General features: G+C 40.3%; 11 protein-coding genes. 8 read left to right on the top strand and 3 right to left on the bottom strand.

The window, feature by feature from the left end; translation table 11 throughout:
* Nucleotides 1-79 precede the first annotated feature (79 nt).
* The 3 genes from V7K41_RS17545 (at nucleotide 80) to V7K41_RS17535 (ending at nucleotide 3,588) form a co-directional block, all read left to right on the top strand.
* Complete coding sequence (locus V7K41_RS17545; protein ID WP_334850124.1) at nucleotides 80-400, top strand: TMEM14 family protein; 321 nt, start codon at nucleotides 80-82, stop codon at nucleotides 398-400.
* Between the two features lie 760 nt (nucleotides 401-1,160).
* Nucleotides 1,161-2,420, top strand: a complete 1,260-nt coding sequence (locus V7K41_RS17540; RefSeq protein ID WP_334850122.1) for a phosphotransferase family protein — start codon at nucleotides 1,161-1,163, stop codon at nucleotides 2,418-2,420.
* 103 nt (nucleotides 2,421-2,523) lie between these two features.
* Nucleotides 2,524-3,588 carry a T3SS effector HopA1 family protein gene (locus tag V7K41_RS17535; RefSeq protein WP_334850120.1) on the top strand — a complete coding sequence of 355 codons (1,065 nt, stop codon included), beginning with the start codon at nucleotides 2,524-2,526 and terminating at the stop codon, nucleotides 3,586-3,588.
* Nucleotides 3,589-3,793: 205 nt separating this feature from the next.
* Here the strand turns inward: V7K41_RS17535 and xth are convergent, their stop codons facing one another.
* Entirely contained in the window at nucleotides 3,794-4,576 is a 783-nt protein-coding gene (gene xth, locus V7K41_RS17530) for an exodeoxyribonuclease III (protein WP_334850118.1), read from the bottom strand.
* A gap of 459 nt (nucleotides 4,577-5,035) precedes the next feature.
* Between xth and V7K41_RS17525 the strand changes: the two genes are divergently transcribed.
* The 3 genes from V7K41_RS17525 (at nucleotide 5,036) to V7K41_RS17515 (ending at nucleotide 7,478) form a co-directional block, all read left to right on the top strand.
* Entirely contained in the window at nucleotides 5,036-6,106 is a 1,071-nt protein-coding gene (locus tag V7K41_RS17525; RefSeq protein ID WP_334850117.1) for a glycosyltransferase family 4 protein, read from the top strand.
* A gap of 56 nt (nucleotides 6,107-6,162) precedes the next feature.
* A complete protein-coding gene (locus tag V7K41_RS17520; RefSeq protein ID WP_181931823.1) occupies nucleotides 6,163-6,348 on the top strand; it encodes a hypothetical protein in 186 nt (61 codons plus the stop codon).
* A gap of 107 nt (nucleotides 6,349-6,455) precedes the next feature.
* Nucleotides 6,456-7,478, top strand: a complete 1,023-nt coding sequence (locus V7K41_RS17515; protein ID WP_334850211.1) for a zinc-dependent alcohol dehydrogenase — start codon at nucleotides 6,456-6,458, stop codon at nucleotides 7,476-7,478.
* Here V7K41_RS17515 and V7K41_RS17510 read toward each other — a convergent pair.
* Nucleotides 7,475-7,699 (bottom strand): hypothetical protein, encoded by a 225-nt coding sequence (locus tag V7K41_RS17510; RefSeq protein WP_334850115.1) that lies wholly within the window; start codon nucleotides 7,697-7,699, stop codon nucleotides 7,475-7,477. The genes V7K41_RS17515 and V7K41_RS17510 overlap by 4 nt on opposite strands.
* A gap of 205 nt (nucleotides 7,700-7,904) precedes the next feature.
* Here V7K41_RS17510 and V7K41_RS17505 point away from each other — a divergent pair, with 205 nt between their 5' ends.
* Entirely contained in the window at nucleotides 7,905-9,437 is a 1,533-nt protein-coding gene (locus V7K41_RS17505) for a glycosyltransferase family 2 protein (RefSeq protein WP_334850114.1), read from the top strand.
* 4 nt (nucleotides 9,438-9,441) lie between these two features.
* On the opposite strand, the gene V7K41_RS17500 is transcribed toward V7K41_RS17505, so the two are convergent.
* On the bottom strand, nucleotides 9,442-10,206 hold the full coding sequence (locus tag V7K41_RS17500; RefSeq protein WP_334850112.1) for a glycosyltransferase: 765 nt from the start codon (nucleotides 10,204-10,206) through the stop codon (nucleotides 9,442-9,444).
* A 622-nt stretch (nucleotides 10,207-10,828) separates the two neighbouring features.
* Here V7K41_RS17500 and V7K41_RS17495 point away from each other — a divergent pair.
* Entirely contained in the window at nucleotides 10,829-12,175 is a 1,347-nt protein-coding gene (locus tag V7K41_RS17495; protein ID WP_334850110.1) for a hypothetical protein, read from the top strand.
* The last annotated feature ends 150 nt before the right edge of the window (nucleotides 12,176-12,325 follow it).

The raw sequence follows: 12,325 nt of genomic DNA, 5'->3' as shown, positions 1-12,325 counted from the left end.
TGTGTGGTATAGCTAAATAGCTATGGTAAATTGTCTGCTGACCCTGGCAGTAAAGTCAAAGTCTACATAGGTTTTAACAATGAATTTAGGTATAGTTGCTGCTTTTGCCTACGGTATATTAGCGATTGTTGGTGGGATTATTGGCTATATTCAAGCTACAAGTAGAGTTTCACTCCTAAGTGGTAGCATTAGCGGTTTATTACTAATACTTGCCGCTTACTTTCAACTCCAAGGACAAACTTGGGGTGCGATTTTAGCAGTGTTAGTTACTGCTGTTTTAGTAGTTTTCTTTGCATTTCGACTGGCAAAAACACGCAAGTTTATGCCTGCGGGATTAATGACGATTTTGGGTATGCTGGCATTGGCGGTGATGGTGAATCAATTTGTGGCTTTAAGGTAGCATTAGTCTCTAAGCAATAACCATCCTCCTGTTTTTTTGGTATGGCATAACTTTCCCTGCTTTGATTCTATTAGTACATTTATATTACCGTGACTTGTTACCCCTGGCTAAGACAATTTCGCACCTCGGTTAAAGTACAGTTTCATAAGATGCACTCATGTAGCTTTGTTTGCGATCGCCCATAGTCATCTACAATTTGTAGGTGACAAAAATAACGTAATAACAAGCATTCCAGACATCAATTTTAAAAATTAAATCAAAAAATAATTATTAATTGCCAAAAAATTCCGGTTTTTTTAGCTTTGTGATGATAAATAAAAGTAATAGTGTTGAATCTCGTGCTTCGTACCGCTAAGGATTACTGAAATTCTTCGCTGCTTTGAGGATGACTACTGAACATCACATAACATCTGCCGCCAATCAGTTTTTTGCTGGGGATGCTTCTTTGCCACAAAAAAAGGAGATGGAGCCACAAAAAAAGGCTCTACCACAAAACTTACTGTAGATGTATCTAAGTAACTATGCTGATAAAGTGTAAAGATGTCAAGGTATCTTGGAGCAAATTTTAAAGGAATTGCAAAGGACTTGGTGCCATTTTGGCAAGTTTTTCTCCCAAATATGGGATATTAGTAGATTGTAGAAATCTTTATAGTTATTCACATCTCTCTTCTTGCATTAGTTCCTATCTACTGAAAACTCTTAAGACCAAGCAAATTTGACACGATAAGTTTAAGTAATTTAATGAAGTAGGAAATAATACATGGTATTATCACTGTCTTCTCATAACGTTATCCAGTATCTGCAAGACGCGGGTCTGTGTAGCTCAGAAGATGGCTCATCAGACAAATCTGAGTTGCCAGGAAGTAGTCAGAACAATTTCAATTTACTAGTGACTTTAGCAGATAATCGCCAACTGCTCCTGAAACAAGAACGTAACGTTAACAACAATGACGGCGCGCCTCATGAATTGTTTCAGGAGTGGCTGTTTCACCAGTTGCTACAACAGTTTCCAGTTCTAGGTAATACTTCAGCAATGCCTACGGCGGTAAACCACGCGCCATTGGTAGTGCATTTTGACGAAGAAAATTCGATTCTTGTCCGTAGCTACTTGAGTGAATATCTAGAGCTTGCGACATTCTACCACAACAATGAGATTTTTCCACAAGAAATTGCCTCTGCCATCGGCACAACTTTGGCGGGACTGCATCGCGCCACCTACAACCGCCGAGAATATCGGGATTTTATGGCAACTGCTCCCCAAGGAGAGTTTCGCTATGGCTTTTACAATCCAGCCCAAGGGGTAGGGTCAATTGGGCCGGAGATTTTTGGGACTATTCCCACGGATGCACTGAAATTCTATGTTCTCTATCAACAATACGAGAGTTTGTCATCTGCGATCGCAGATTTGGCATATAGCTGGAATCCTTGCTGCTTAACTCACAATGACCTGAAATTGAACAACATTTTGGTTCATTCCAGATGGGAGCAACTAGACAATTGTCTTGTACGACTAATTGACTGGGAAACTTGTTCTTGGGGAGACCCAGCCTTTGATTTAGGAACTTTACTGGCAAGCTATTTAGAAATTTGGCTTAAGAGTCTGGTTGTAGACCCCACCATTGAGCTAGAAGAATCTCTACATTTGGCGTTAACACCGTTAGAGATTTTACAACCTTCAATTATTGCCTTAATTAGGGCTTATATAAATGCTTTCCCGATGATTTTGGAATACCGCAGTGACTTTATTTCGCGGGTTATCCAGTTTGCGGGGCTGGCACTAATTCATCAAATTCAAGAAATGATTACGTGCCAAAAACACTTTAATAATGCTGAAGTCTGTATGCTGCAAGTAGCTAAAAGTTTACTTGTAATGCCAGAACAAGCTGTATTGACCATCTTTGGGATATCAGAGTCAGAAATCCTGAATCCTGTGGCAAAGATTCAAAAATTTCCTCAGCCTGTAAAGGAGCAGCAGTTACTTCGGATTTATTACGAAAAAACTCGACTACGTGGTTGTTGATACAAAAATTAAAATTGCGCTACCACGCCAGTCACACAGAATTTAATTTTGAATTCTGACTCCTGAATTCTATTTTCTTAAAATTTGATTTCTGAATGGATTAATGCTAAATTCTTTGTTTGATATTGCTCAGAACATCCAGATTGAGTCCAATTTTTGTATTTACCATCCCAATTATCAACCCTTCGCTCTGCCAACTAAAATAGCCGATAGATTTCAGCATAATTCAGTAGATTTACAACAGAAGTATCTTACTCTCCTACTACGAAATTTTCTCTATGGAATCTATTACAATGGCTCCCTGCAAAGTACTTTGGCAATCAATACTGATAATACTAATCGGCTGCCAAAGCATAATTTAGCAGATAATTCTATTTTGGAGATTGACTGGGACTTTTACGAGCAACTGCACGCCAGTAATCACGGCATAGGTTACTTTGACCCTCAATGGCAGATGTTACGGAAAGAACCTGATGGGACTATGGCTGTGACTAAAGGCGGTTTAACACTTTATGTTGAGCCAGACTGCCATCTAGAATCCAGTAAGAAATCTACCAAAGTGGGTGATATGGTAGCAATCTGGATGCCCAAAAATCGACTGCAAAATGGCTGTTACTTAGCAGTTAGCAATGTTGGACAAGAACGGCAGAGTAACCCAGATGCTGATTTAGGAGGAGGGCGAATTTACTTTAACTTTACGGCATCTGGTGCGATCGCTCTCATGGAAAGCTTGACGCTGCAACTAAATGCAGCCTCGATTCCCTTTAGCTTTCAGGTTCTCCACAAACCCTCTGCATACGGACGCTATGATTCGGGACTACTCTACTTTGAACTCCCCGACTATCCAGCAATCCGCACAATCCTTCAGACTGTTTATATCGAAAATCAATCCCATTTCCAGCCCGAAATTCCTTTGTTTACCAAATTTTTAGCCCCAGGGTTAGGTTTAGCCGAAGAACCAACCCAAAAATTTGCGGCACAAGAAAGTTTTGGGATGAACCGTTGCCAAATCGTCGCTAATGCTTTATTGGAAGCTTGGCAAAAAGGTAAAAATGCAATGGAGGAACGGATGAGGGTTATTGACCAACATTTTGCGCGACACCTAATAGATTTACAGCGTCCTTATCTCAATCCTAGTTCTGAAGATATATATAAGCCGTTAAATTGATTGATTAATTGGGCATAGGGCATGGAGCAATACAGTTCAGTTAAGCATTTCTTTCTTCTCTTCCTTTGCGTTCTTTGCGCCTTTGCGGTTTGTTAAAAAATTACTTTGATAAAGAATTAAGCCTTAACTAAACCGTATTGGGGCATGGAGCATGGAAATAAGGGACTATAGGAGAAGTTGCAGCAAGTTTTTCCCCAATCCCCACTCAAAATTCCACAATAACTGGCACATGGTCGCTAGGTTGAGTTAACTTTCTGGGTGCAACATCAATGATGCAACTTGTCGCACGCTCATACAGGATGGGTGTAAGATAGTGATGGTCAATTCGCCAACCTAAGTTACGACGGAAGGCGGCGGAACGATAATCCCACCAGCTATAATTTCCACCTTCTGTGGTGAATTTGCGAAAAGCATCGGCAAATCCCAGTTTCAGAATATCCCGTAAGGCTTGGCGCTCTGTTTCTGTTGCCATAATGTGATTTTCTGTACTCACTTGCTCGTGAATATCCTTATCTTCCAAGGCGATATTGAAGTCGCCGCACACACAAATTGCAGGTTGAGACAGCACGAGCAATCGCAAATACTCGTGTAGCGCTGTCAACCAGCGCAGTTTGTATTCGTATTTCTCAGTTCCTACGGCTGCGCCATTAGGAACATATAAGTTTATAATCCGAATACCATCAATTACACCTGTAATCACGCGCTTTTGCTCGTCCCATTCGTGATGTAAATCTGGCAAAATCGCCCTAAACCCGCTACTGACATCTAGGAGTGGCTGGCGGCTAATCAGGGCTACGCCGTTATAAGATTTTTGTCCTGATATATAAAGGTTATAGCCTAACTGCTCAAAAGGCGATCGCGGAAATTCAGCATCCACAACTTTGGTTTCTTGCAAGCAGAGAACATCAACGGGATTCAGGGTTAACCAATCGATAACCTGTTCAAGGCGAGTGCGAATTGAGTTGACGTTCCAAGTAGCGATTTTCATTAGTTAATTATCAGATTTTTTCTAAATTACTAATTACAAATTATGTAATTATTGTACAATTACTTAATATTTATAATTTCTGTTCCCTTTGCTAATTACCTTTAAATGAAGCTTTAATGACTTGATCCCATTCAATATTTTAGTATTGTCAGCTACAAAATATTCCATTTTGTAAGTTCTGCTACAAAATATTCTACCTGATTATGATCCCCAAGGCAGATGTAACAAGTAATAGGTTAGCTATAGGGTTAGAAGTGTAGCTCAGAGTTGACTTTTGCCGATAGTCCGTTAGATTTGTCGGTAGAAAATTTGCGGGACGGTTAACCGTTATTGCGCTTTTGTTAGCCTGTTAGGTTAATTTAAATGTCAAAAGAGTAAGTACAAATGCTCTTTACTCATAAAATAATGATGTCGCTCATTATATTGAGGACAATTTCATAGACTGAACCAGAAAAACTTATGAAAATCGCTCAAGTTGCCCCCTTATGGGAAAGGGTTCCACCTCCTAATTATGGAGGAATCGAACTGGTAGTGAGTCGCTTGACTGATGAACTTGTTCGTCGCGGTCATGAGGTAACTTTATTTGCCTCTGGCGATTCTCAAACTTTGGCTCATTTAGAAGCAGTTTATCCACGTGCATTGCGCTTAGACCCAAATGTGAAAGAGTATGCAGTGTATGAAATGTTAGAACTAAGCCAAGTTTACCAGCGTGCTGACCAATTCGATATTATCCATTCTCATGTAGGGATTTCGGCATTACCTTTAGCGAGTTTGATAACAGCAACTTCTACAGTCCACACCCTGCACAATAATTTTACAACTGACAACCGTCACGCATTTAGCTACCACCAAAAGCAACCATACATCAGCATTAGTAACTCGCAGCGTCAAATCGATCTTAATTATGTTGGCACGGTTTATAACGGAATTCAGCTAGCAGATTACCCATTTGTAGTCCAACCGTCAGAACCTCCATATTTGGCATTTTTAGGTCGTTTTTCGCCAGAAAAAGGCCCGCAATATGCGATCGCCATTGCTAAACAGAGTGGTTGGCGCTTGAAGATGGCAGGAAAAGTTGATGCAGTCCATTCGGAGTTTTTTGAACAAGAGATTGTCCCCCACATAGATGGTCAGCAAATCGAATATCTCGGCGAAATTAACCACGCCCAAAAAACTGAACTTTTGGGCAATGCTGCGATTACTCTTTTCCCCATTAACTGGCAAGAACCTTTTGGGTTAGTAATGACTGAATCAATGGCAACTGGTACACCAGTGATTGCGATGAATTTAGGTTCTGTACCTGAAGTGATTGCCCACGGTAAAACAGGTTTTATCTGCAATAGCTATGCAGAAATGGCGACAATGATTCCACTAGCTTTGGAACTCAATCGTCAAACCTGTCGAAAACACGTAGAAAACAACTTTAGTGTTAGCCAAATGGTTAACGGATATGAAGCTGTTTACAGACAAATTATAAAAGACCGCATAGAATCGAATGGCCGCATTCATGCAGCTAAGATTCAGTTTTAATTAACTGCTTTTTTTACTGAGCTTAAAACAACAATTTTTTTAAGGAGGATATTGGTATGAGTACGAGAGCCAACACCTGCCCATGCTGCGGTGGTTCCCTCCTGCGTCATGCCCGTCATGGTGAACTATATTGGTTTTGCCTGTCGTGCCGACAAGAAGTACCGCTGTTAACTGTTACTCGCCTGCCTAATGTGGAAACCCGGAACACCGGAGTGGTTCCCCAGCCAGCGGTGAATACCTAGTTTTTCAACATATAAAACCTACTAAAAATCAATACTGATTTAGTTTAAACCTATCAATAAGCCTCAACTGGTAAAATCAGATGGAGCTAATTGATAGGTTTAAAGTTTTGTTAGCAGCGTTACTTTATGGTCAAGAAGATTTCCGCTTAGAGGAAGTTTGCGATCCGACTCCGGCGACTGGGGAAGTTGTAATCCAAGTGGGGGCAGCAACAACTTGTGGTACAGATTTGAAAGTCTGGCGGCGTGGTGGTCATGCCAGGATGCTGATACCGCCAACCCTATTTGGTCATGAAGGTGCTGGGCGAATTGTTGCTGTGGGTACAGGGGTGACAAATTGGCAAGTAGGCGATCGCGTCGTCGCTAATAATTCTGCACCATGCATGAAATGTTTTTTTTGTCAACGCCAAGAATATTCCCTATGTCCAAATTTGACATGGAATAATGGGACTTTTGCCCAATACCTAAAAATTCCTGCACCAATCGTAGAGCATAATTTGTTGCAGATTCCCGATGAGTTGCCGTGGGAATTGGCAGCCATGACCGAACCTTTAGCTTGTGTGTTGCATGGCGTAGCGCGTTCAAATATTAAGCCCAAAGATAAAGTAGTTGTGTTGGGAGATGGGGCGATCGGGCTGATGTTTGTGGCAGCCTTGAGTGAGAAAGCTGAAGTTTTGTTGTGGGGAGGTAATAACCACAGGCTAGAAATTGGTCAGAAATTGGGTGCAACCCAGACCTTTAATTATCATCAAATTCCAGAGATTCCCAGTGTAGTGAAAGAACTTACCCAAGGATGGGGTGCAGATGTAGTAATTGAAGCCACTGGTGTACCAAGTGTTTGGGAAACTGCGATCGCCTGCGCCCGTCCTGGTGCAACAGTCAACTTATTCGGTGGATGTCCACGGGATACCAGGATTGCCGTCAGTACTGAACAGCTGCACTATAGCGAACTTACCATCAAAGGCGTGTTTCATAATACACCAGAGTATGTGCGATCGGCGCTGGCACTCATAGCTAGTCGCAAAATTCCTTTTGAGTTACTTATTAGCGAACAGCGACCATTAAAAGATTTAGAACAGGTGTTTTCTGATATGAAGGCGCGTAAAGTAATAAAGGTAACAATGATTCCTTAATTTTTTGCGGCGTACAGCAAATGATTTGGGTCTAGCCAAACAATGTAGAAAATCTCGTTAAGAAAGAATCCATGAACCCTACCATGTTCATTTGAGGAGATGGAAAACTGATATGGTATGTCAACCAATTGTTCTTCATTTGGCAAACCAAATGCCCTTTCGCTGGTATCTTCCCACTTGATAGGATGACATCTGAGGGTACTGCCACGATTTACTAACAACTCTTGAGCTTGGAGTTTAGACTAAAAAAGATATGAGGGAACGCAGCCGCCGACCTGATTATGGTGGACGGGCCTCCTCAAGAAAAGCTCCTTAAGAGCGCGATATCCAGCTCCACATTTACTAAAAGCATTTATTCAACCAGGGACATGGCTACTATTAGACGATTATTCTAGGTATCAGGAAACCGAGATAGTAAATCTGTGGTTGAAAGAAATTCCTGAACTAGAACTCATAAAAATCGCTCCCTTCAAACATGGATTGGCGGTGCTACGATACAAAGGCTTATCCGAGTCTTTTACAGAGAATGCCAAAGAAGCACCTATTTCTGAGCCAAGCAGTCTGATTAAATTGGATAAGAACATTGGTTTTTTAAAATCAAAAATATCTCAGAGAACAAAAGAGGATTTTTTAATCGGTAAAAGCTTAAAAAAGCAAACACTAGACATCCAAATTCATCAGCAGCCTTTGGTGTCAATTATTATTCCCTGTCATCATGCTGGAAAAATGATTGAACGGTGCTTATCAAGCTGTTTGCAGCAGACTTACCCTCATATTGAAATTATTATTGTTGACAACAACTCCACAGATGATTCCATTACTATTGCCAAGCAATTGGCTAGGATTGCAGAACATCGGGTAATTTTTACAGAGTGTCAGCAAATAGGAGTAAATTTGGCTCGTAAGCACGGATTTACGATAGCTCAAGGAAGCTACATTCAATGGTTAGATGCAGATGACGAACTGACACCTAATAAAATTGCCTTACAGGTAAATGCATTAGAACAAAACCGCCAGTTTGATATTGCCTATGGAAGCTGGGAATGGTGTTTTTATCAGAATCACCAGTATCAATACAAGTTAGTGTTTCCCTCTGAAAAACTCAACGATCCACTACGGTATTTATTGCTGCAATACTGGCATCCTCCCCATGCTTACCTACTCTGTCGGAGCGCGGCTCAAAAATTAAACCAAATTCAAGCATGGCATCCTCAAAGACAAATCAACACTGACTTAGAATACTTTACCCTAGCATCTGTTCTGGGGTTGCGCTTTCTGAATGTGCCTACAGCGACTGTACGTTACAATCATTGGTCTGAGACACAAACTAGTCGCTCTACTCCTTATTGGCAGCGAGTTCAAAGCCTCAAACAAATAGCTGTACGCTTTCAACATTATGCAACTGAACAACAGGTTCAGCAATTGTCAGCAGAACACAGGTTTTTACTGGGATTAAATTGGGGCTTTTGGAGTTTAGTACCAATACAAATAAGACAGGAAGGAAAGGCGTGTTTTTGGCTCCAACATCTCTCGAATGGTGTGGGAATGACACTGACACCTGCTGAAGCCAGAATTGTCCTAGCAATGAAATACCTGCGTAGTGTTGATACACTAATGGGTCATACTAATCAAATTATTCGCTTTCTATGGAAGCAAGTCGTGCTGCATCCTGAAGTTTATAAAATGAGTGTTACCGAAGCACTTTCTGTATGTGTAGGTTTGCTTTTAGACAATGATCGTACCTTCTCTGAAAAAGCTTTACTGCCTCCAAGTCAATCAAGTATAAACTTGTTAAATTTCATCACTACTGTACCTCTACAAGCACCTCTATTTACAGAACAGCGAGAAGCAATTCTTCGGATATTAGACAAGCTAAGAGTAACTGGATTATTAATGCAGGTCACGTCCAAAACGTCAAAACAAGTCTCTACTACTATCTTGACTCAATCCTTAGCGTAACGGTTCATATTCCACTTTTGGGCTTTAGATAGTAACGACCGACAATTTCTACGTTAATTTCATAGCGGTTAGCTAATCCTCGGCGCTGAAGCGCTCGTGCAATAGCTTGTTGAGAACTAAAAATCAGTTCGATTCGCTTTTGATTGGATACACCAAGAGAATGATTCCGGTAATAGTACAGCGAACGCTTGAGTTGTTGTATTTCTGTTGCTTCTGAAAGTCGCAAACACAAATCATAATCTTGGGCGAGTCCAGAATTAGAATCAATACCACCCACTTGCTCGTAGACACAACGGCGCATTAGCCAAAAGTGGAAAATCATAAAGTCAACTAAGAGTCTGTCTGCGGAGTAGGGAACGCGACAACGCTGCCCTGAACCCACCACTAAGTTATTCTCATCAATGACGACATAATCTGTGTAAACAAGTCCGATTTTTGGATTGGTATCCAGAACAGTAGTAGTCTCTTCAAGTGCAGTTGGAGCCAAAAGGTCATCGCTATCTACCCAACCAAGATAAGTTCCACAAGTCATTGAAAGCGCTGCTTTGAGCGAGAGAGTTTGCCCAAGATGCTCTGCTGCCACAACTTTTATCTGTTCGTTGTGTTTGGCATAATAGCGGGCAATATTTAAAGAATCGTCTGTTGAGCCATCGTCCCAAATTAGTAGTTCAAAATCACGACGAGTTTGCCCAAGGACGCTCTCAATAGCAGCGCTAAGGTAGCGCTCCCGATTATAAACAGGTATAACAATCGAAATAGCCGTCAGCATAATATAAGCAAGCTAATCAACTTTCAGCTTTGAATATAAGTTGTCATCAAAACAATGTTGAATTTACGTATTTTAAAAAGAATATCTCTCTAATTAGATAAGTAAATACACTGTTAAATTTCTGATTATTTAATTTTCTTCCCTTGATATAAAACTTGATTTTGAAAAACCAAAACTTGTTGTAGATTACACTCATTCACTTAAAAATATTAAGAAACTTGCAACCTATATAAGTAAAAGCTTCACACAAAAATTATCTGAATTTATCTCTTTCCAAATACATAAAAGTTTTATATTACTAGGAATACAGTTGTTTTCGTTGCTCTGAGTTTTTCGACTTATAAATATATTTATTTAGTAAAGAAGACTGGTAAATCTTGCCAACGATTGTAGGGTATATGCCATGCTGACCTTGGAAATAAATCTTAGTATACTATACCTGTTTAGTAACAGTTTGCTTCGTCTGGCTAGTGACTAGCCAATAAACTCACATTTGGATGACAGTAATATCATATTAAAGGTAATATAATCGATTCAATTATTACTAAGCCAGCCTTGTTCTGAATCAAGTATTTAATTTACTTTTAATTTTAAATAATTCATTAATTGCAAAAGGTTAGCAATGGAAAGTACTGAAACATTCTTGACTAGTGGTATGTTTGTGTCTAGTACAGATGGAATCCTAACAAAATCTCTACTAGACAATGTATCTTTAAGTTCGACCTTAGATAGTACATTAGGGATTTTAAGTTCTCAACAGGCATTTACATCTCCTAGCGCTACTTCTATTTATTCTGATTTAGACCGGATTTCAGCATTAGATACAAGAGCAACTGACTTAAGTGCAAATGAGCTTCAATTTGTAGACAATGTTCTTGATGGTTCGCCATTGTTTAAACAATCAAGTTTTTTAACGAGTGTTCCATCCTCATCGCTAATTAACAATAGTACAAACAATAACAGCACAACAGATTTTGACCCACTCACAGGAAATGCAAAAGATGCTCCTCTAGTTAGCACTACAGGTAGCCCTACCTTCAAAACAGCTTCCCTATCAAACAATTCTGTTAAGAGTACTGATGCTAACTCACCAAGTGACTCCTTGGTATCAGTAGGAAAGTTTGGAGATTTTGATGGTCATCAAGATTTTCAGTTAACTCTGCAAGATACTAATGGCAATCCAGAAACTTTTTCTCTAACAGGCGATGGAGTGGGTGAAGTCTTTAGAAACTCTAGCTTTGAGCAAGTTATCTTCAAAGGTACTGATGGCTCAACAAAAGTTCAAATTTCAGCATTCAATAATATTAAGTTTGGCAACTATACTGGTTCTTCACTTCAGGTTCAAACGAAAGGTAGTATTAGTGCTGGGAATATTACACTGAAAAATACTGCTGACTCCAGTAGCCCTGGACTTAGCTTGCAGTCAGAATTGAGTGATGCACAAAGCTTAATTGCTAACAGTTACAGCATCACTGACCTTACCACATTGATTGGAGGCATTTACAGCAACGCTATAGCTATCAATAATTCTGGTGCTATTGTTGGTGATTTTTACACTAATGCTGGCTCTGCCTCTCATGCCTTTCTTTACAGTGATGGTAAGGTGACTGATCTCGGTACTCTATTTGGAGATAGTGACAGCCATGCTACAGCTATCAATGACTCTGGTGCTATCGTTGGTCATTCTTATTTTCCGAAGTCTTACGAGTACATAATTCCTGGTGGCGGTTATGGCAGTGACTACACCGAAATTGACTACTTCTCAACTGATGACGCTTTCCTTTACCAGAATGGTCAAATTACTGACCTTGGCATTTTACCTGGCGATACTTCTAGCGAGGCTCATGGTATCAATAACTCTGGTCAAGTTGTTGGTTATTCTTACAATCCTGAAGACTCTTACGCCAACGCCAGTCCGCTCAAGTCGGGAAACCCGCCCACGCGGCTGGCTCCCTCTACAGATACTTAGATTTTTTCATAAATCAAATCGGATTCCTATATTACTGTTGCAAGCAAGACAAGTGATATAGCAACCGCCAAGGCGGTTAGGACGCAATATATAAGATATGCTCAATGGCATCTCGTAAACAATCAAACTGGTCTAGTTTTTTGCGGATTC

It is taken from the genome of Nostoc sp. (assembly GCF_036917415.1).
GTDB lineage: Bacteria > Cyanobacteriota > Cyanobacteriia > Cyanobacteriales > Nostocaceae > Nostoc.
Note: the sequence above shows the minus strand (reverse complement) of the source record. Positions and strands in the feature narration are given on the sequence as shown.

Excerpts from the sequence above, each read along its gene's own strand:
- V7K41_RS17540 (WP_334850122.1), top strand. The coding sequence starts at position 1,161 with ATGGTATTATCACTGTCTTCTCATAACGTTATCCAGTATCTGCAAGAC.
- V7K41_RS17520 (WP_181931823.1), top strand. The coding sequence starts at position 6,163 with ATGAGTACGAGAGCCAACACCTGCCCATGCTGCGGTGGTTCCCTCCTG.
- V7K41_RS17545 (WP_334850124.1), top strand. The coding sequence starts at position 80 with ATGAATTTAGGTATAGTTGCTGCTTTTGCCTACGGTATATTAGCGATT.
- V7K41_RS17495 (WP_334850110.1), top strand. The coding sequence starts at position 10,829 with ATGGAAAGTACTGAAACATTCTTGACTAGTGGTATGTTTGTGTCTAGT.
- V7K41_RS17500 (WP_334850112.1), bottom strand. The coding sequence starts at position 10,206 with ATGCTGACGGCTATTTCGATTGTTATACCTGTTTATAATCGGGAGCGC.
- V7K41_RS17525 (WP_334850117.1), top strand. The coding sequence starts at position 5,036 with ATGAAAATCGCTCAAGTTGCCCCCTTATGGGAAAGGGTTCCACCTCCT.
- V7K41_RS17535 (WP_334850120.1), top strand. The coding sequence starts at position 2,524 with ATGCTAAATTCTTTGTTTGATATTGCTCAGAACATCCAGATTGAGTCC.
- xth (WP_334850118.1), bottom strand. The coding sequence starts at position 4,576 with ATGAAAATCGCTACTTGGAACGTCAACTCAATTCGCACTCGCCTTGAA.